Source organism: Halorubrum ezzemoulense DSM 17463 (assembly GCF_002114285.1).
GTDB classification, from domain to species: Archaea; Halobacteriota; Halobacteria; order Halobacteriales; family Haloferacaceae; genus Halorubrum; species Halorubrum ezzemoulense.
In genome coordinates this window covers 1-20,467 of the sequence record NZ_NEDJ01000012.1, presented here as the reverse complement: position 1 = coordinate 20,467, position 20,467 = coordinate 1, and the positions used below count along the sequence as shown (strand labels likewise).

The following is a 20,467-nucleotide window of genomic DNA, read 5'->3' as shown; positions in this document are numbered from 1 at the left end:
TTCACCGTGTTGGTGTTTCGGACACTGTCTCGTTAGTGGCGGATAGACCGCCTCCGGAGGCCGTTCGGAATCGCTCCGTTCCGACCAGACCCTTCTCGTTGCTATGAAGTGACAATAATTGAAACTACGGATTAGAAACTCAGGAACGCTACCGAACGTGGTTCGTGGAGAGTAGTGTCGGATTCATCCTGACCCTGAAGGGTCAGGTATTCTGCTTGAATCTCTAGTACGTGTTTACCCCGAGGTCTCGACAGCCGGCACAGCGTGAGCCCGTGACATAACCTCATTATTGCTGACGACTCGACGAAGTTCTTCGTATGGATTGCGTCCCTGCTGGCGCCACGTCGCCAGCAGGGACAAGACCGTCTCGTGAACGAACATTCCTCGGTCATTACGGAGCGTTCCGATGATTTTCCGGAGAACCACTGGCTCACGAAGTGCGTTCTCTGCGGCATTGTTTGTCGGAGAGACCGCTGGCTCACCGACGAAGGTGAGCCAGTGGTCGAGACCTCCTTCGATCTTCCCCAGCAGTGTTGCTACTGGTCCGTCGGGTACTGACCGGTCAATCAGCGATTCAAGCTCTCTTCGCGCCACACGCTGGAGGTCTGCTCTCTCACGAGGACTTGGGTCGCTCTCCAGCCGAGCCTGGAGAGCGACGAATAGCTGTCTGAGAGCTTGGTAGATCGGTTCACCTTCTGGCTGCTTTTCGGCGGCGTCCTCAGCCTCTCGAAGAATGTGCGCCCACCACCGCTGGAGGTTGCTGCTGAAAGCTGGGTACGCCGTCCACCCGTCACAGACGACTGTTCCCGCGAAGTCCTCGCCGAGGACTTCTGCGGGAACATCACTTCCGCGACTCTCCCTGACCGCGTACAACGTGTGTTGAATGGTCCGAAACGTCCAAATCCACGCTTGTTCACCGTCGCGCTTGATGCCTGTCTCGTCGATGTGATCCACGTCAGCATCCTGAATCTCTTGACGGATCTGCTCGTACTCACAGCGACCGGCGCGCGCAGCGCGCTCGGTCGCGTGCCACGCGGATGCACCCGAGAGTTCGAGTCCGTGTAGTTGCTCGAAGCGATCAGCAATCTTCCGGTAGGGAAGGCGGTGATCGTACCGTGACAGAGCTGATTGAGCGATGACGTTCACCCCGAACTGCCCCTCATCGGGGCAGTCGGGGTGGGCCGCAACTGTCTCTGTTCCACAGGAATCGCACTGGTAGTAGTGGCGGTTGTACCGGATTATTTCTGGGGTTTGGGGGTCAGGGATTTCCTCAACGAGTCGGGGGGTGACGCCCACCGACTCGTCGAAGTGGTCGCCACACTCAGGACAACAGTCACAGGTGACATCGACTTCTTCGTCGGGATCAGGCGGAGAGCGCCACTCCGGGTCGTGACCATCCTTTCGGCCAGGAGTGCCGCCATCAGTTCGGACATCGTCGTCTTCGTCGTCCTGCGAGGTCGGGGACCCTCGGTCCCCGACCGTCGCTTACTGGGTGGAGTGTGTGGATTCTCGTACTTCCGGAGGCGTGTTTCGAGTTCTTCGATCCGCTCTTGCTGCTCTTCGATCAGTTCGTTCTGTTCCTCGATCCGCTCGTCCTTCTGGGCGATCGTCTCTTCCAGCTCGTCGATTCGCTCCTCCATCTGGAGAAATCGCGAGAGGAGTTCGTCCTTGGAGAGATCGTCCCAGCTCATCGATTCCACCTCGAAACGAAGACAGCAGGGCTGACGGGATGGTCTCCGCTGCTCGGAGACCATCCCTGAGGATGTAGACTGACTCCCTGCTGGCAGACCATGTGTCTATCATAGGCCACCACCTACGAGATAGTGACGAAATCAGACGGGGCTAAACACGTACCCCCGATGAAGCAGGAGATTTGGGTCATAGGCAACTGAAGTCTCCCGCTTCAACTCATTTGATTTAGCGGCCTACCTCGCTGCCGTATGGCGATCCAATATAGTCCTTGATCAGCAACCGATAACGATCAGAACACCATGTCGATTTAGGTACCTACCGCCGCGAATGCGACCACGAGCGCGAGGTACGCAGCGACGATGATGACCGCCAGTACCGGGATCAGCGTGAGATGGTCGTGACTCCCGTTGTTGCCATCAACCTCACCGCGTTCAACGGCGTCAACATCAACATCGCCGGATTCGATTGCGTCAGCGGAAGGCATCACCTCGGGGAGCCCCTTACGTCTAGCGTCGAACTTGTTGAGAACGAGCACTGCGATTGCCGTCAGAACGAGCGCCAGTGGCAGTGCGAAGTATGCCGTCTGAAGACCCAGCCCGTACAACACGAGGACGAGCACCGTGACCCCCGCCGCAGTTCCTGCGAATGGGACTTGGGTGTTAACGTGATCAATATGATCGGAGCCTGAGAAGATAGACGACATAACTGTCGTGTCGCTGATTGGTGAACTGTGGTCGCCATAGATAGCGCCGCCGAACAGCACCCCGATAAGCACGGGGAGGATAGAAGGACCGACCAGTTCATACCCAAGCGGGATTGCGAGTGGGGTGAGAATAGCCATGGTGCCCCAAGAGGTACCGGTCGTGAACGCGACAAACATTGCTGCGAGGAAGATTATGACGGGGAGGAAGCTCCCAGGAACACCGCTGCCGACCATTATATCCACAATCGCTTGGGCGGTGCCGACCTTCTCGGCAGCTAAACCGATCGACCACGCTAACACGATGATCGCGATGGCGATGTTCATCGTTTTGAATCCCTGGATGATGGTATCGCTGGCCGTTTCGAGGTCCATTGTCCGGTAGCCGAGTGATCCGACAAACCCGGACAGCATGAACGCGAAAGACCCATACAGAAGACCGAGCGCCACGTCAGTCTCTTGGAATGCCTTCGAGATACTAACGCCGGGATTTTGTCCACCACCCAGCCACCACATCGAGACCAAACTCACGACGAGCAACACAAAAATGGGGCCGAAGAAATTCACGAGGGTCGGGTTCCTGTCGCTCGGCTCGCCGACGTCCTGGGAGACGTCGGACAATGGCGTCGCGTCTTCCCGAATAGTCCGACCGGTGGAACGCGCCCGCCACTCGGCGTCAAGCATCGGACCAAAGAATCGCTGAGTAATCGCGATGAACCCGACCATGAAGAACGCCATGAAACAGTAAATGTTCCAAGGAATACTCTGGAGGAACAATCCGAAGGGGGTCATCCCGAGTTCCGCGGCGGTAACCGTAGCCGCCTCGAACCCGACGATAATCATTGAGACTTGGTAGCCGATCCAAGATGACACAGGCCCGAAGGTCGCCACGGGCGATGTCGTTGAATCAAGCGTGTAGGCGTGCATTTCCCGGGAGGAGTGGTTTTCCTGCGCGAGATCCCGTGTCGCGTTGCCTGTGACGATGGTGCTGGTATAAGAACTGAAGAAAATGAAGACTCCGATGAGCCACGTGAGGATCTGAGACTCGCGGGCGCTGTCAACACGATCGCCGATCCACCGCTCCAGTGCCAGGATGCCACCGGAGCGGTGAATGAACGCCGCACCCGCGCCCATGAACATTATGAGAATAATGAATTTCGTATTGAATGGCGACCGAAATACTTCGACGAGCCAGTCCATCGTGAGTCCTGTCGCCGCGATTGGATTCCAGTTCGCCACGATCATCGCGCCGATCCAGACGCCGGCGAATAGGGACACAAGCACCTGCCGTGTCGTCATCGCCAACACGATTGCCAGAAGCGGCGGTGCCAACGCCAACAAGCCGTAACTTGTGGTAGCCACGAGCAGAACTCGATATCGACTTAAATTAAATCTTTGATACGCGTTCTCTCAACGAACTGGGAAGAAAGTGACACAGACCTCACTAAGCAGATTTTACAGGCTGTCGAGGCGAATGCCACGAGGCTTGACCCCGTGGATGAAGCCGACAACTCGTGAACCAAGCCATTAACTCGAAACATCTCAAATAGAGTGGTGTGACGGCACACTTCGCGTCTGGCTTAGTCGGCGAAAATAAGCCGGGTCAGACGCTCCGTCGTGTTAACTTAAGCATGATTCCACCAGACGGCGTGGGCTTGTAACCACGTTTCCGCGGTCGGCGGATCAACGTGACTAAAACAGTTTGAAAACGAAGAGGTCCGTCGTTCTACTTCTCTAAAGACACGTTCGATAGAATTTCTGAAGCCGTGTTGTTCGACGCGGTAGCTGTAGTTTTTGCGGCGGAGACCACCGATCAGATCGTCTGCGTCATCGACGAGAAACAGCGCGTCTTCGACGTCGTGTTTCTCAGCTAATTCAGTGAGAAACTCAGCTTTGAACGTTGAGTATCCAACACTTAATCGACCGAAAATGGCGGCTGAGACGGTGTGAACACGGAAAAGGGGGTTCAGCCGCAGACGCTCCACTTTCCACTAGAGGTTCAAACGCCGTGAACGCTGCCTTCATTATCCTCTGTGAATCACTCTCCAGTTCGGCCGATACCGTAAACTCCTCGTAGAACGTCTTTTCCTCCGATTTCGGGTCCAATAGTGTCAACACGACAACGTTCAAAGCTGAGTGAGAAATTCTCGTGCGATCGGGATCGTATACGTCGGAAACAGCCGTGAATGAAGGATTTTGTTCGTTTCAGGATCGACAGCAGCGTACAGCCAGTACTGCTCGTCGTTGATCCGGATCGCTTTCTGATCGACGGCAACGCGATCCGGGCTCTCACCGTCAGCTGGCTGTAGATCGGCTTTCTGTACCCAATTGTGAACAGCGACACGACTTCGTTGGACACCCAATTCCTCAAGAAGAATAACTGTATTCGAAAGTGATAATCCAGCGAGATGGTGACGAATACCCTTTTCAATGATCTCGCGGGGTGTCCGCTCTCACTCCACAAACTCCAAGTCGATCCACTCGGTACACTCGGTGAGGCGGGCGGTTTTCGGCATAGAGCACTGAATCCTCGTCCCGCCTCATCCTTAACTTAACACCGCGAGACGCTCTGCCGTGACCATCAAGTAGGAGTGGGGAACTCCGAATCCACGCCCGTGGAGACTGCGCTCCCTGTGGATTCCCTCGCGGAATCTGTAAAGCACGTCGTGGAAACGGGAAGCCTCGGGGCTTGATCCCGAGGTACTTCACGTCGGAACGCGGGCGATCTCCGCAAACGGTGTATGTGCTTGGGAACAGACGGCTGATCAAGCATCGGCTCTTTGTGTTGTACCCATTCAACGCCAGAATCGACGATGATCGCTACAACCAGCACTCAATGACCGAAACCGTGAACTCAGCTGTGAAGCGCTTGTTCAGCTTCCCTGTGTGAGCGCGCTTGTGGTTCCGCGTGTTTCGCGAAATCGCGCTGATTGTGTTATATATAATAAGACACCTCTTCACACAGTACATCCTTCTGCCTTACAGCAATGTAACACGGTCCTCCCCACCCAAGGGCGTGCTCTGTAGCTGCTTCACTTCTGGAATTTAATTGTCGCTGTAATGGTCAAGAAATTCAACAAGGGGTGCGGCCAGCAGCCACGAGCATGACGAAATCAGGACGGGGCGAGGTTCCCTCGATCTACTCCTCTTCTCCCGGTGGTTGAACAATATCTCCGAGGGATCGGACCAATTGGATCCCGTTCTCGTAGCCAGTCATCGCTTACCTTCTTCGTCCTGCTCGGCAGCACCTACGCTGGAATGCGGAAGAAGTTGGGGGTCGGAGCGAACCCTCTCGGTAGTTGGAATATCGTTTGAATCCTCTACGCCTACGACGATCACCAGACGTCTTCCCCTGAAAGCGAGGGGATATCAATCAGTAGTCCGAGAGACTTGATTGTTCATGTGGCTGTCTGCCGGTGAGCACGTACGATGCAATAGTTCTAAAGAACTCTGCGAAGAGGACAAGCAGTATTGGGCCAAGAAAAATCCCGTAGAAGCCGAACGCGATCGGTCCGAGAATATAGGCAAACATCAGTAGGCCCACATGTGTCCGGTTGCCGCTCACATACGGGCGGATTAGAAAGTCAGGAATCGTATCAACGACTACGAACGCCAAAACGAGAAACAGGATCACGAAGCCGAACGCGCTTGCCTGACCACTGGTGACAGCAGCTATCGCGAGAATTGCTCCGACAGGGAGGTACACAATTTTCATTCCCACAACTGGAATTAAACTTCCTGCTCCTGTGAGTGCCCCGACTAGGGGCGCAAATGGAACGTTTACTGCTCCTGGTGCAACGAGATTGTATCCAGAAAAGACAAGAATCCCGATGATACCCGTCACAAATGCGTTTAAGATATTACCGAAGAGGATGGAAGACAGTTCATCATCAACAGCTACTGCGTATGACCCGACAACACCTGATTCATCAAAGTTGTTGAGAAACCAGTCTCCAAGCCGTGAGCCGTCGGTAAGCATATAGTATGTCCCGGCCAGAAGAATGAATCCATGGAGTGCTGCGTTTGAGATAAACCCGACTGAACCGGTTAGTGTAGCAACTGTTTGTTCGATCCATGTCTGAACTGCAGGGTCGTTGAGGATTGCTACGACTTCCTCAGGACTCAGTCCCAGTATCTCACCGATTTCTAGTCCTACGAGTGGACCCGGGAGTCCACTTCCTTGTGCCGACTGTAGTGCAGAGATGTATGCTGCACCGGGACCATCCCCTCCAGCGAGCCGTTGGATTTCGGGTACTACCAGTATAAGGGTGTAGGTGAGCAATAAGAGAAACGGCAGTAGGAAAATAGCAATTGTAACCATAGCAAGAACTTGACATCGATAGGGAACGCGATGGCCTTGGAGTCGCGATGGAAGCGAGAGGTTCTCGAGTTTACGATAAATTGGGCGGCTTGCGTAGTAGAGGAAGATTGTAAATATGAGCGTTGCCTGAAACTGGATTAAAACAAAAATGACAGCAGCTACTAATCCTAACCCTCCAGTTCCGAAGATGATCCGCCGTCGTAGTCCTGAGCTATATTCCATTTACTTACTAATTGCCACATTACAAGAAAGGTATGTTGGTGTGGCCACCTGTCTTTAGTTAAGCCTCACACCTCGGTTGTGTAGCGGTAGCGAGTGTCTCTTGTAAGATTGGTTGTCGCTTGCGGATTTTTTGAGCGTCTTCGATCAGTCGGTCGAGCAGCGGCAGTGGTGAGTAGCTGACTCAGCTTTGAACGTTGTCGTGTTAACACTATTGAGCCCGGAATCGGAGGAGAACGTTCTACGAAGAGTTTAGGGTATCGGTCGAACAGGAGAGTGATTCACAGAAGATAATGAAGGCAGCGTTCACGGCGTTTGAACCTCCAGTAGGGAGCGGAGCGTCTACGGCTGAACTCTCTTTTCCGTGCTCACACCGTCTCAGCCGCCATTTTCGGTCGATTAAGTGTTAAATACTCAACGTTCAAAGCTGAGTATAAGTTCATGTGTCATTCGTCTTTAGTTAAGCTTGATAGTAATACAATTCCCAAAAGTATGCTTGTCAGTATTAGATGTAGGAGAAGCCACAGATGAGACACCAGTACCGGCGAGATCGAGCGATAAGCAACCATCGCAAACGGCGTTTTCTTGCCGTATCTGGTGTGGCTGGGCCGTATTTGAGCAAAAACCACAGCTATCGAGTATTACTGAAGATATTAACTAAAGACGAATGGTTCATGTGTATGGTTGGTTGCCGGGATGACCACCACTGTTGGACTTCGTCTCTGTCTCTTGCGCATCGACTCCGTCAGTTCTTAGATTTGTTAGTAGAGCCAACTACGAGGACATCGTCCGTGGGGTCGACATTCGGGCCAACGAACTGGTCCGTCGCGACCGTAACTGGTGCGTTCGTCTGGTCGTCAAACGGACCGTGGCCGTTCGAGACGAGTGCGACGACATAGTATACGGTGCGGCGCCGTAGGCGCTGTCCTTGGCAAGCGCGCCGAAACGAGCGCTCAGTGCGGGGTGCGGTCGGTCGTCAGTGATCGGGAAAGGCGATCGTCGCTGTCGTCCCGTCCTCAGTGTCGATCTCGAGCGCAGCCTCCGAGTATCGGACCACGCGATCCACAATCCACAGCCCCGCTCCGCTCCCGTGTTCCAGCGCGGACTCACCGTGCTGTTCGATCACGTCGAGCTCATACGGATCGATTCCGGGACCGTTATCACGAATCTCGATCCGCACATCCTCGTCACCCCGGCGGACGGCGACCTCAACCGCGGGGGCGTCGCTGTCGTTGTGTTCGAACCCGTTCCGAATGAGGTGAGCGAGCGCGGTTTCCAGCTCTGGGTGAGCCGTCACCGTCGCCGCGTCGCGGACATCGACTTCGAGTTCGCCGTTCGGGAACTCTCCGTCGACGGTCGACGCGGCGGATCGGACCTCCTGCTCAAGCGCGACGGTAGTGATCTCGTCCCGACTGTTTACGATCTTACGCATCTCCTTGGCGTGCTTCGAGGTCTTCTTTAGATCGCGGCAATTCTCCAAGACTCGCTTCGCGTACCCGCGTATCGGCTCCTCAGCCTTCGCCTCTATCTGAGACGTGTACCCCATTATCGCGGTGAGCTTGTTCCGGACGTTATGTCTGAGGATCCTTGCGATCACCTGATTGAGGAGGTCGATATCCCGGCGACTGTCGATCACCTCGGTGATCGCTTCAAGATTTGTCCCGAGGGAGTCGAGTATATCGGCGTCGAGCTCGCTGAAGCTCTCGGTGTACGCCGAGCCGGCGATTAGCACCCCGAAGTCACCGATCGGAACGATCACTTCCTCCTCGAGGGGTGTCTCCGAATTGTAGGCGTCCGAGTCCGTGGCGACATCGGCGGCGACGAGCGTAGTGTCGCTTTCGAACGACTGCCACGCGAGGCTGTCTCCGTTCAAGAATGACGGCGAGTCTCCGAGCAGTCGCTCAGAGTGATCGGTCGCCGCAACCGGTTCAAGCCGTTGCCGCGCGGGGCGATGCTTCCAGATGCCCATCAGCGGCATGTTCAGTGCCTCCGGGATGTCTGTGAGGACGGACTCGACCATCCCCTCGTGAGAGCGTTCCCGAAGCGCGCGACGGGCCGTCTCTTGGGTCGTCCGGAGGCCCTCTTCGCTCAACTGCCTATCGAGCCCGATCGCCGTGAGCTGGCTCAGCACCTGTAGGAAGTACACGTCCTCGTCGTCGAAGCTGTTCCGCTCGGGAGCCGAGGTCACGACGACGCCGTGGCTGCCGACGGGAACGATGAGCGCGCTTCCGACAGGAGTTTCATCATTCGGAAAGCGTCCGTCGAATGCGGCGATGTCATCTATCCGGATCAGCTCTTCTCGCTCGTACGCCTCCCAGACTACGGAGTCCCTGTCAGTATAGGTTATCGACTCCTCGCTCAGCCGCTCCCGGATCGCCGCGCTCGTGACTACCGGTTCGAGTGCTCCCGAGTCCCGGTCGTACAAGTGAACGCCGACGCTCGAGTGTCCGAGAACAGATTCTACGGTCTGAACGACCGTCTGGCAGATCCGATGACGAGAGCCCTCCGTGAGGATATCCTGTGCGGCGACGTAGAGCTCCTGTAGCGACAGTTCACGCTCGCGTTGGTCGGTAATATCAACGAACACACCGAAGTACTCGGTCCGCTCGGTCGCAGTCACCGGAACGGCTGTAAAGAGGAAGTACCCGACCCCATCGGATGTCTCTCGCTGTACCTCTTGCCGAAACGGTTCTCCCGTCTCGAGCGTCTCGATGAGCGAGCCGGTCTCTACGGGCTGATCCTCGGGCGTAATCAGTTCGTTGAGGCTCTGCCCGCGGAGTGAGTCGTTGAGGTATCCGAACGTCGATCTGAATGCGTCGTTTGCGCGATGAATCCGCTCTGTTCCGTCTTCCGTGACGACAACCTCGACGGTCGGTTCAGCGGTTGCGGCGAAGATGGCTTCGAAGCGGTCGCGTTGCCTGCGTAGCGCTCGCTCCCTTCGGTTCGACCGACATGCCTGTGCCAACCGATTGTTCAGCGGGTCCAACGCTGAGGCGGTTTCAAGATCGAGCGACCCCCCTTGTTTGCCGAGGACCATGACGCCAAACCCCGGGAGGTCGAAGAGATAGTACGTGCCTGAGCCGTCGACCGTGCCGGTAGCGGGCAGGGAGTCGGCGAACCGCCGAACCGTCGTCGACTCCGACACCACGGCGGCAGACTCCGCCGTCCGGTCGCTTCGCCCCGAGACGCCGCTCCGAGCGCCGGCAGCGATCTCCATGAGGTGTTCTCGGGCGCTGCGGAACAGCTCGTTCCGTTCCGGGTTCGCGGGAATAGACGTCACGAGCGTTGGTTCCGCCCCGTCCGACGGCGCGGAGATTTCGAATACACCGCCGACGGAACAGTTCAGTTTCTGAAGATACGCGGCGAGCGCTTGGTCAGCTGTCTCTTCGATGCTCCCACCGGTCTCGATGGCGAGCGAAATCTCGTAGAGGGTCTGGATGCGTCGCTGTCGCGAAGTCATATCTCCTCTACCGCACCGACGATCGCGGTCTTGTTGTAGTAGTCGAGGTGTCCATAGCCATCATTTGCGATTTCACCGATTGTGAGGGCGCCGATCATCGGCGTGTCGTCCATCTTGACGGCGGAGAGTTCGCGCTCGAACTTGTCTTCGAGGTACAGCACCCGTGAAATACAGTCAAAGAAAAACAGCCCTTCCACGGGCGTATCTGAGTCCCGCGCCTCCGTCTTTGCGCGACGTGCAGCGTCGATCAGTGACTCCGGTTCCCCCTTGAGGACGTGAACGAACTCGCCTTCGGGTATCGCCCCGAAGCAGTCGAGACCGCCCTCTTCGGTCACCTCGAAGGGGTCGCGAACGATTTGCTCTCCGTCCATCCGAGCGATTCCGAAGGGGTACGCCTTCGCTGTCTCAAAGAAGTCATCGGCCGCGAGTTCGCTCTCAGCGTGTTCGTCCACGGCGGATTTATACGCCGAAAACGCCGGCTGGCCGTCTAGACGGCGTAGCGTGCTCCCGTCCGCGTCGGTCACCCGGAACGGACCAGCGATTTCGCGCCACCCGTGCTCGACGCCGAGGGTTACCGGTGACTCCACCGCGGCCATCACGGCGCTATCCTCGATGATCCCCTCGTTAGTGAACAGACAGGGGTGCTGTTCCGCTTCGAGCGTACCGGCCCCACCGCCAATAAAGTTGAGCTCAACGCTGTACGTTCTGAACAGCGATTCGATGAACTCCTGGATGTTCGTCGCGTACGCGTCCACGAAGACGAACGCTGTCTCGTACCCGTCGAGCGGAAGGTCGGCGTCCAAGGTTGACGTATAGTCCGGGTCCGCGCCGCTCAGCCCGCGGATCGTCGTCACGTGTGGTTCCGATGAGAGCCCGCAGATGACCGCTCCACTCCCCTTGTTTTCACCGTCGTGAATTACTTCCGGAAAGACGCCACCGAAGACGCTCACGTCGAGTTCCCGAAGGAACGGGTCGAGCCACTCGTCGAGCCCGTCGTCTGGAGCGGCACACAGCAAAATCCCCTCGACAGCGTCTCGTGACGCCACCTCACGCACCGCCATACGTATCGATTCGGGCGTATCAGCGTACTTGTAATTCATACCCCTATTTCCCCCACAGCCGTGGACGCACTGAGGGGGCGCCATGTCGGTTTCACGTTACACTTCCCCAGAATCTGGGCAACAACCGTCTGGCGTTTACTCGCGAACTCAACGACGTAGTCGAAGTGTGCCGAAGCGAGGCAACGGTCCTCGTCGTTCGAACTCACGGGCGGCACGTGGACGAGACCGCCGACGCCTCGGTTACGCCACTGTCCGATGGGCTCGTGAAGGAACCGAGCGAGCGACATCTTATCGTGGTGCGAGCGAATTTGTGTCAACGTGCTCATTTCCAACGTCCTCTGACAGTTCGTGATCGTGACTTGGTCGGTCGCCCGCTGTGTGGCGACGCCGATAGGTCTCATCAGGAATTCCATGCCATTCGGCGTGTTCTCTATATAATGCTGAAGTGGCGATCCTGTGTCTGTCAGACCCATACATCGCCACTGCGCGGCCTTCTACTTAATCCCCCTCGGCAAGTTATCGCTTTTGAGAAGCCTCTACGCTGTTGAACCCGATGACGCGGTCGGGGTCACCAGTTGAAATAACAGGTTCGCTCTTCTGTAGGAGACTGTCGATACAGTCGTCGGTAGCTGAACAGGAACACGAATCGACTTTCTAAGCACTTCTACCGCGGACTCCCAATTTTAGTCATTCACAAAGCTGCTTAGTTGGAACGTCTGCTTGCTGAAGGTGTGTATACAACTGGCGACGCTCCACCGAGGCGGGCATCGCCTCTGGTAGTGACCGTACCAGAAGTTCGTCAATATGGTTCAACGTGCTGCGTGGACAGCCCTCACAGTGTGTCGGGCCGTCCCCGCGAACCGATCATCAAGAAACCAATTCTACCGCTAACCACCGACTGGGCAAGGCAGCGGAATAAGTGACAACGCTTTCGCGTCGGGGACTGGTCGCCGCCGATCCGGGCTAATTTTCTCTACGAAACCGTCAGTACAACCGCTTCGACACAGAACTGAAGCCGCAGAAGCAGCTAGACGAGAATGCTTTGTGAGGTACTGAGACTTGGCTTTTTTATCCACAGACTGATCTAAATGAGATGTGCAGGTACATTCCCTCCAACACACAGTTCGGTGCGAGATTTGCTGGTACATGCCGACACAACTTGCTCTGGCTGCCCCAAAGCGGGTGATATCCTCGTGAGACGGCAACAGCTGCTGCCAGTTTTTCTTACACTTCTCACAATTGTATGTGTGACATTCGGGGGCGCAACTGTCGCTTCTGCGCAACAATCGGCAGTCAGCGTGTCTGTAGATGCTTCACCAGAAGATCCGGTTGTTGGTGAAACGACGACATTCAATGTCACAGTGACAAATCAAGAAGGCAGCAACAGCATCGCTGATGTCTCTAGTATCATGCTTCGAACGAATCAAGAGCACTATGAACGCGTTGAAGATGTCGGGTCACTTGCTCCCGGTGGAAGCCTCACCGTCAAAATGACGACGACCTTTGAGCAAGCAGGGCAAAAAAACCTCAAAGCGCACGTTTCTGCTAAACGCGCATCTGGCGGAAATCTCCGTGCCATCTACAGTCCTGTGACAGTAGATGTACAAGAACTCGATATCAACGGTGGGCTGTCGACGGCCTCAAACGGGTCTGATGAGACCACGGTCACCTTCACGAACTACGGAAACGTCGAACTGTCTAACATCGAGATAACGGCGACAGCGGACGACAGCGTGCGTGACAACAGAGATGTGTTCGATGTCGATCCCGACGAGGAGACCTCGGTAACATTCGACACCGGAGAGTACGACACTGACATCATCAACTTCTCCGCGACGTATACTGCACGCGGTGAGAAGTACGAAACAACGCGGACAGCAACACGCGATCAGCAGGTCACGGGAGAGATTCGCCTCACGAGTATCGACGTGGCAGCAAGCGGCTCAACGGTCTCGATCGATGGTGAGGCAGCGAATATTGGTGGCACCGATGTTGAGTCGGTTCTCATCAGCATCCCGACGACAGACGGCATCACTCCCGCCGGTGGGTCTGGAGAGTACTTCGTTGGGTCTGTTGACGCCAGCGAATTTTCGACGTTCGAACTGACAGCGAGCGTTGAGCGAGATACAGTCCCGATTAGGGTCGCGTATATCGCTGACAATGATCGCGTGACGAAGACACAGACAGTCGATGTATCGTCACTCAATACGACTACTGGAGCAGCGGGGCAGACCCAACCAGAAGCCACCTCGGGGGGCGAACAGAACCAGTCCGGACTGCCACTCCTACCGATAATCTTCGGAGTAGTGCTCGTTCTTACACTAGGAGGCCTCGGCCGATATCTGTGGAATCGTGAATGAGTGTAATCCAACTCAGAGACGTAGTCAAACGATACAACACCGAGGCTGAGACGATCGAGGCGCTGAAAAATGTCGACTTTTACGCTAACCGCGGTGAGATGGTCGTCGTGACCGGGCCGTCAGGAAGCGGGAAAAGCACGATGCTCAACATGATCGGTTTGTTAGATACTCCGACTACGGGCGAGATTTTCCTTGACGGGCGCAACATCACCGATTTCGATGAGGATGAGCGGACGGAGGAACGTCGGTCACAGCTTGGATTCGTCTTCCAAGACTTCCACTTGCTTCCGATGCTCACAGCCGAGGAGAACGTTGAGTTGCCGTCAATGTGGGACACCGATGTTGATCGTCGAGAGCGTGCTTCCGATCTGCTAGAGCGGGTTGGTCTCGGTGACCGACTCACGCACACGCCTGACGAACTCTCTGGCGGACAACAACAGCGCGTCGCCATCGCCCGTTCGCTGATCAATGAACCCGATATCCTGCTCGCAGACGAGCCAACTGGAAACCTCGATCAAGACACTGGGAAGACGGTTCTCGATGAGATAACCCGACTGAAACAAGAAGAGAACATCGCGGTCGTCTCGATCACTCACGACGAGCAGCTAGTGGAGTATGCGGATCGAGTTGTCCGTATTGTTGATGGGGTGGTCCAGTAGTGGGGCGTACAAGCGTTCTTCGTCGCTTCCCAAGCGTGCTGATGGCGTGGCGAAACCTCGGTCGCAACCGGACCCGGACCGCTCTCGCGGTGCTGGGTATCGTGGTCGGCGTGATTGCGATCGCGTCACTCGGTATGGCTGGGGTGGCGCTCGAACAGCAGGCCACCTCAAGCCTCGGTGGTCTCACCGATCAAGCAACCATCTCGCCCGGAGAAGATATCGATACTGACGGCATCACCGATGCGCAAGCTGAGACGATTCGGGATCTCTTGCCAGGGGTAACCGTCATTCCGCAAAAAACGAATTTTACAGAGCTTTCAGCACGGAATGGCGAAGAAGCGAACGTTCAGGTAACGGGTCTGACAAACCCAGCACCGTTGTATGATCTCTCTGTTGGAACTGAGCCCACACGGCTTGAAACAGGGGCTCTCATTTCCGAGAGTACTGCACAGACACTCGGGCTGGAGATCGGTGACCCAATCGAATACGAAGGACAACTGTTCCGTATTCGGGGATTCATCGCCTCACAAAGTGGCTTTGGTTCTGATGGCGGGGGAGAACTTGTGCTTCCGCTCTCAGCGCTCAACCAACAGGACGACTATAATTCTGTCACCATCATCGCTGAGGACGGAGATGCCGCAACCGAAGCGGCAACCACGATAGAGGAGCACTTCAACGAGGACGATGACGAAGTTCTCAGTGTGACCACCTACGCAAGTGTCCAAGAGAACATCAGCTCATTTACCGACACGCTAGAGCTCGCACTCCTCGGTATTGGCTCTATTTCACTGTTCGTAGCGAGTGTTGCCATTTTGAATGTCATGTTAATGAGCACAATAGAACGTCGGGGAGAAATTGGAGTGTTACGTGCCGTGGGTGTCCGCCGCGGCGAAATACTCCGTATGATACTGACCGAGGCCGCATTCTTAGGTGTGGTCGGTGGGCTTGTCGGCGCTGCTGGATCTCTTGTCGTCGGTGTGGTGATGTTCAACGTGTTAGCCGGTGACCCAGCCCTCGCATTAGCTTGGTCAAGTTCGAGATACCTCCTGTATGGATTCATCTTCGCGCTCGTCGCAAGTATTCTGAGCGGGATTTATCCCGCATGGAAGGCTGCTAATAAATCACCAGTGGATGCGCTTCGTGGTTCGTGAGGCATCCGTCTTTAGTTAAGCGAGAAACCGCGTGATAGCGGCGGCTTATCGAGGCATCTTTCGGAAGGAATGAGGAAGTCCAGTCTGTACACGACAAAGACTCCTCACCCCGGATTATGCGTCGGCTCACTACACTGTTTCCCTCTGAGTTCCTCGAAGAGCACGCCGAGGAACTCGGCGTGGTCGAACGAGACCGCACGCTCCAGATCCCTGCCTTCGTTTGGGCGTTCGTGTTCGGCTTCGCCGCAGGCGAAGGCCGAACACTCGCCGGGTTTAGACGCTGTTACAACTCTACTGCCGATGAGACGATTTCGCCGGGTGGATTCTATCAGCGGTTGACACCGACGCTTGCGGAGTACCTTCGCGACCTCGTCGAGCGCGGCCTCGACGAGGTCGCTGTTCCTAACGCTGTTGACGCTGATATCGACCGATTTAGAGACGTGATGATCGCTGATGGAACAGTGTTCCGGTTACACGAATTTCTCTCAGGTCAGTTCGAAGCCCGCCACGAGGAGCAGGCTGGAGCGAAGCTCCACCTGCTCCACAATGCCACAGAGCAGACGATTGAACAGCTCGATACTGCTAACGAGAAAACGCACGACAGCACCTTGTTCAAAACAGGGCCGTGGCTTGAGAATCGCCTCATGCTGTTCGATCTCGCCTAATTCAAGTACCGCCGGTTTGCGCTAATCGACGAAAACGACGGCTACTTCGTGAGTCGGCTGAAGCAGAACGCGAATCCGGTGATTACGGCAGAATTACGGGAATGGCGCGGCCGCGCCATTCCCTTAGAGGGCAAGCAGCTCCGAGCTGTTCTCGACGATCTCGATCGGAAGTACATCGATGTAGAAGTCGAAGTAGAGTTCAAACGAGGGCCGTACAATGGGACACAGTCGCTGGATACGAAGCGATTTCGCGTCGTCGGCGTCCGCGACGAGGACGCCGACGACTACCACCTGTACATGACGAAGTTAGCTAGGGAGGTGTTCTTTCCGGCTGATTTAGCGGAGATCTACCGCTGTCGGTGGGAAGTTGAGTTGCTGTTCCGGGAGCTGAAGACGCAGTACGAATTAGACGAGTTCGACACGAGTGACGAACACGTGGTGAGGATCTTATTGTACGCAGCGTTGCTGTCGCTGCTTGTAATCCGTGATCTGTTGGATCTCGTCACTGAGCAGGCGGATGATAAGCTTGTGTTTCCAGCAGAGCGCTGGGCGGCGGCCTTCCGGTCGCACGCCCATCTCATTCTCCACAAACTCGGTGAGTCCCTCAACTACTCGGCTTTGAACGTTGAGTATCTAACACTTAATCGACCGAAAATGGCGGCTGAGACGGTGTGAGCATGGAAAAGAGAATTCAGCCGCAGACGCTCCACCCTCCACTAGAGGTTCAAACGCCGTGAACGCTGCCTTCATTATCCTCTGTGAATCACTCTCCAGTTCGGCCGATACCGTAAACTCCTCGTAGAACGTCTTTTCCTCCGATTTCGGGTCCAATAGTGCCAACACGACAACGTTCAAAGCTGAGTTGTGATATCATCCCACAATTGAAGCCGTAGCGTCTCTCCTTGTTGCCGGTCGTTTGGACGCCGGACCGCGGGGGGATGAGATTTTTCGATACAGGGTTCTAGAATTGTGCTCTCTATTAATAAATTATTTTATATTTCGAGGCATAATTATGATATCAGGCTCTTAACTATACAGTATGAGAGATCAGAACGAGTCTATCAAAATTCTACACGTAGACGATGAGCCAGGATTCGCCGACATGGCGGCGACATTTATCGAACGCGAGGATGACCGGTTCGATGTCAAAACTGTGACAAGCCCAGATGAGGGGCTACAACATATAAAAACCGAACCAGTTGATTGTATCGTCTCTGATCACGACATGCCGGAACAGACCGGCATCGAATTTCTTGAATCGGTTCGCGATGAATATCCGAGTCTCCCATTTATTCTGTATACAGGCAAGGGTAGCGAGACAATAGCTAGTGACGCCATTTCAGCGGGTGTCACAGATTACCTCCAGAAGGGAAATGGAACTAGTCAGTATACCGTCCTTACAAACCGCATCAGGAACGCGGTGGATAAGTATCACACTCAGACTGAACTTGCCGAGCGAGAGAAACGTCTCAATCTGTTTTTTGAACAATCACCGCTTGGTGTCGTCGAGTGGGACAAACAGTTCAATTTTGTTCGTCTGAATGAGACAGCCGAGGAGATCATCGGGTACGCTGAAGGTGATTTGATCGGTCACTCTTGGCAAAAAATTGTCCCCGGATCAGATCGAGAGCCGGTTGCCGATGTTGTCTCTAGTCTTCTGGAAAATAAGGGCGGGTATTATAGCGTCAACGAGAACGTACGGAAGGACGACGAGCGCGTTATCTGCGAATGGTATAATCGTGTCGTGACCGATGAAAACGGGGATGTTGTCGCCATTTTTTCGCAGTTTCAAGATATCACGGACCGGAAAGCGCGCGAACAGGAGCTACAACGGCAAAATGATCTGTTTAAAAAATCTCAGGAAATCGCGAATGTTGGCGCGTGGGAATACGATATTCAGGGTGAACAAACCATTTGGACCGATCAGGTCTATAACATCCACGACCGTCCGCGAGAGTGGACTCCAAACAACGAGGCTGTCATCGATCTGTATCATCCTGATGACCGACCACAATTTACACAGGCGTTCCGGGATGCGGTTGAGGCCGGTGAGCCGTACGACTTAGAGTTGCGGGTACAACTCGCGGACAGGGAAACGCGGTGGGTACGCACGCGCGCGGAGCCACAGGCAGAAGACGGAGAGATTGTCAGGCTCCGTGGGGCGATACAAGACATAACCGAGAGCAAGCAGCGTATCAGAGAGATCAGAGAGTTAAAACGCCAGTACCAGTCGTTAGCTGAGAATATTCCTGATGGCGCAGTATTCCTGTTTAACGATGATCTTCACTACGTCCGCGCTCGTGGGACGGAACTTGAGACAGTCGGCCTCTCACCCGACGAAATTGAGGGCGCAACGCCACATGATGTCTTCCCGGAGGAGACCGCTGACGAACTTGCTCACTATTTTACTGAAGCACTAGATGGGAAGACCAGTACGTTCACACAGAGTCTTGGAGAGGATACGTACCGTAATCGAGTAGCCCCTGTGAGAAACGGTGACGGTGCTATCACCTACGGGATAGCACTGGCCCAGAACGTCACTAATCAGATCAGCCGCAAGCAGAGGCTCGAAGCGCAGAATGAACAACTTGAGGAGTTCGCTAAGGTTGTAAGCCATGATCTGCGGAACCCGCTACGGGTGGTCGATGGTTACTTGGAATTGCTTCGTAAGGAGTGTGAGAGTGAGCACATTGATCGGATCACACAGGCGGTTGACCGGATGGATGAGCTAATCGAGGACCTCCTGCTACTAGCACGCCAAGGGGAACCTGTCGGCGAGACTGAAACAGTTGATCTCGCTGAGATCGTGGAAACTTGCTTCCGAACCGTCGAAACAGACCAAGCAACCGTCGATCTCCGTGTTGACCGACTGATTGAAGCGGATCAGAGTCGGCTTCGACAGTTGCTTGAGAACCTTTTCCGGAACGCAGTCGAACATGGTGGTGCCGGGGTGACGATCACAGTCGGCGAAGTGGAGGGTGGATTCTATGTCGAAGATGATGGACCGGGTATTCCTGAAGACGAGCGTGAGGACGTATTTAATGCTGGCTACTCGACTGTTGAGGACGGGACCGGGTTTGGACTGAGTATTATCAGTGAAGTCGCTGACGCGCATGGTTGGGACATTCGCGTGACTGACGGAACTAGCGGTGGTGCTCGGTTCGAAGTCACCGGTATTGAGGTTGCTACATAGGTACTCCGTGTTAACCCCTCCATCCAACTGGGACGTAGACAACGATGACATCATAGAGTGCCTCCGCAACTTAGCCGACGTGGTTGACAGCGAGAAGTCAGTAGATGAAGTAGGAGGGGTGTGGGAGGGTAGAGACGTAAATATCTTGCTCTGTTGAAGAGCGATCTTATCAGCCGATACCACGGGTTTAGAAGAGTGAAGCCGAGGAAATCGAACCTGACATGGAGGTCGATATCCTCGACTTCATCGAGCAGTGTCGTCACCTAGCTAAACAAGCGTTGGGGAAGCAAGCGGGCAAGCCCGACTCGGGCGGGCTTGCCCGCGAGGCCCACATAGTCGCTCACTGTATTCGTAAAGAAGAGGGCCACAGCTACGCCGAACTTGTCGATCGGCCCGGTCTCATGCCGGAGATATGTGACCAACTCGGCCTCCACTCGGATGCGTTACCTGATCCAACCACGTCCTACCACTCACTCGACCGGTATGCGATGTACATCTGGCGGGCGTTGCTGCGCATTTCAGCGCAGCAACTCCCACAATCAGGCCACGTTGCCTTGGACAGGAGCCTGTCATAGAAAGCGTCACGTGCGAAGCAGCAGGGTTTGGAGACAGTGTCTACAAGCTCCAAAGCCCTACAAAGCGAAGCTTCGGTCGACGAGTTCTTGAATGTAGCGGCTACCGAGACGGTTCCGCTGTTTGAGCATCTCAACTTCGAGTTTCTACTGGAGTACGAAGTGTTCGCCCCCGCTCGCCGGGGGCGAACACGAGTTCACAAACCACCAGACCTCTTTTGCGGCTTTCTACACTGCTACTACGAGGATGTCTACGGCACTCGTCCGATCACACGAGAACTCCAGCATAGCCTTGTCTGGCACTACTGCGGACTCGACAAACCGCCGTCCAGAGACACTATTGATCGGTTTCTCACTGATCTCGAACACGTCGTGGACGATGTATTCGACAGACTCGTCGAGCAGGCCGCTGCT

The 20,467-nt window shown here is 55.1% G+C and carries 9 protein-coding genes and 8 pseudogenes; 9 read left to right on the top strand and 8 right to left on the bottom strand.

The window, feature by feature from the left end:
- Positions 1–234 precede the first annotated feature (234 nt).
- The 4 genes and pseudogenes from tnpC to B9H04_RS19115 all read right to left on the bottom strand — a co-directional run.
- A pseudogene (tnpC, locus tag B9H04_RS05385) lies at positions 235–1,691 on the bottom strand (IS66 family transposase).
- A gap of 308 nt (positions 1,692–1,999) precedes the next feature.
- On the bottom strand, positions 2,000–3,691 hold the full coding sequence (locus B9H04_RS05380; protein WP_049933572.1) for a Na+/H+ antiporter NhaC family protein: 1,692 nt from the start codon (positions 3,689–3,691) through the stop codon (positions 2,000–2,002).
- Between the two features lie 326 nt (positions 3,692–4,017).
- Positions 4,018–4,281, bottom strand: a pseudogene (locus tag B9H04_RS05375) (IS6 family transposase); the annotation flags it as partial.
- A gap of 240 nt (positions 4,282–4,521) precedes the next feature.
- Positions 4,522–4,908, bottom strand: a pseudogene (locus B9H04_RS19115) (IS6 family transposase); the annotation flags it as partial.
- 69 nt (positions 4,909–4,977) lie between these two features.
- On the opposite strand from B9H04_RS19115, the pseudogene B9H04_RS19110 reads away from it, so the two are divergent.
- Positions 4,978–5,085: pseudogene (locus tag B9H04_RS19110) on the top strand (RNA-guided endonuclease InsQ/TnpB family protein); the annotation flags it as partial.
- Positions 5,086–5,138: 53 nt separating this feature from the next.
- Positions 5,139–5,279, top strand: a pseudogene (locus B9H04_RS19105) (IS5/IS1182 family transposase); the annotation flags it as partial.
- 486 nt (positions 5,280–5,765) lie between these two features.
- Here the strand turns inward: B9H04_RS19105 and B9H04_RS05360 are convergent.
- The 4 genes from B9H04_RS05360 to B9H04_RS18590 form a co-directional block, all read right to left on the bottom strand.
- Positions 5,766–6,935 carry an AI-2E family transporter gene (locus B9H04_RS05360; RefSeq protein ID WP_049933578.1) on the bottom strand — a complete coding sequence of 390 codons (1,170 nt, stop codon included), beginning with the start codon at positions 6,933–6,935 and terminating at the stop codon, positions 5,766–5,768.
- A 973-nt stretch (positions 6,936–7,908) separates the two neighbouring features.
- Positions 7,909–10,392 carry a GAF domain-containing protein gene (locus tag B9H04_RS05355; protein ID WP_049933394.1) on the bottom strand — a complete coding sequence of 828 codons (2,484 nt, stop codon included), beginning with the start codon at positions 10,390–10,392 and terminating at the stop codon, positions 7,909–7,911.
- Positions 10,389–11,492: an FIST signal transduction protein gene (locus B9H04_RS05350; protein WP_158228635.1), complete on the bottom strand. Its 1,104-nt coding sequence runs from the start codon at positions 11,490–11,492 to the stop codon at positions 10,389–10,391. Before B9H04_RS05350 ends, B9H04_RS05355 begins: the two co-directional genes overlap by 4 nt.
- A complete protein-coding gene (locus B9H04_RS18590; protein ID WP_094519315.1) occupies positions 11,489–11,926 on the bottom strand; it encodes a hypothetical protein in 438 nt (145 codons plus the stop codon). The genes B9H04_RS05350 and B9H04_RS18590 overlap by 4 nt, the downstream gene beginning before the upstream one ends.
- Positions 11,927–12,700: 774 nt before the next feature.
- On the opposite strand from B9H04_RS18590, the gene B9H04_RS05340 reads away from it, so the two are divergent.
- The 7 genes and pseudogenes from B9H04_RS05340 to B9H04_RS05310 all read left to right on the top strand — a co-directional run.
- Positions 12,701–13,813: a CARDB domain-containing protein gene (locus tag B9H04_RS05340; protein ID WP_162141842.1), complete on the top strand. Its 1,113-nt coding sequence runs from the start codon at positions 12,701–12,703 to the stop codon at positions 13,811–13,813.
- On the top strand, positions 13,810–14,472 hold the full coding sequence (locus B9H04_RS05335; protein ID WP_049933399.1) for an ABC transporter ATP-binding protein: 663 nt from the start codon (positions 13,810–13,812) through the stop codon (positions 14,470–14,472). The genes B9H04_RS05340 and B9H04_RS05335 overlap by 4 nt, the downstream gene beginning before the upstream one ends.
- Positions 14,472–15,623, top strand: a complete 1,152-nt coding sequence (locus B9H04_RS05330) for an ABC transporter permease (protein ID WP_394296322.1) — start codon at positions 14,472–14,474, stop codon at positions 15,621–15,623. Before B9H04_RS05335 ends, B9H04_RS05330 begins: the two co-directional genes overlap by 1 nt.
- 116 nt (positions 15,624–15,739) lie before the next feature.
- Positions 15,740–16,903: pseudogene (locus tag B9H04_RS05325) on the top strand (IS4 family transposase); the annotation flags it as partial.
- A 424-nt stretch (positions 16,904–17,327) separates the two neighbouring features.
- Positions 17,328–19,481: a hybrid sensor histidine kinase/response regulator gene (locus B9H04_RS05320; RefSeq protein ID WP_049933573.1), complete on the top strand. Its 2,154-nt coding sequence runs from the start codon at positions 17,328–17,330 to the stop codon at positions 19,479–19,481.
- A gap of 221 nt (positions 19,482–19,702) precedes the next feature.
- A pseudogene (locus B9H04_RS05315) lies at positions 19,703–20,041 on the top strand (IS5/IS1182 family transposase); the annotation flags it as partial.
- Positions 20,042–20,092: 51 nt separating this feature from the next.
- A pseudogene (locus B9H04_RS05310) lies at positions 20,093–20,467 on the top strand (IS5/IS1182 family transposase); the annotation flags it as partial.

What these genes read in the sequence shown, in the direction of transcription:
- B9H04_RS05380 (WP_049933572.1), bottom strand. Translation starts at nt 3,691, where the DNA reads ATGACGACACGGCAGGTGCTTGTGTCCCTATTCGCCGGCGTCTGGATC.
- B9H04_RS05360 (WP_049933578.1), bottom strand. Translation starts at nt 6,935, where the DNA reads ATGGAATATAGCTCAGGACTACGACGGCGGATCATCTTCGGAACTGGA.
- B9H04_RS05355 (WP_049933394.1), bottom strand. Translation starts at nt 10,392, where the DNA reads ATGACTTCGCGACAGCGACGCATCCAGACCCTCTACGAGATTTCGCTC.
- B9H04_RS05350 (WP_158228635.1), bottom strand. Translation starts at nt 11,492, where the DNA reads ATGAATTACAAGTACGCTGATACGCCCGAATCGATACGTATGGCGGTG.
- B9H04_RS18590 (WP_094519315.1), bottom strand. Translation starts at nt 11,926, where the DNA reads ATGGGTCTGACAGACACAGGATCGCCACTTCAGCATTATATAGAGAAC.
- B9H04_RS05335 (WP_049933399.1), top strand. Translation starts at nt 13,810, where the DNA reads ATGAGTGTAATCCAACTCAGAGACGTAGTCAAACGATACAACACCGAG.
- B9H04_RS05320 (WP_049933573.1), top strand. Translation starts at nt 17,328, where the DNA reads ATGAGAGATCAGAACGAGTCTATCAAAATTCTACACGTAGACGATGAG.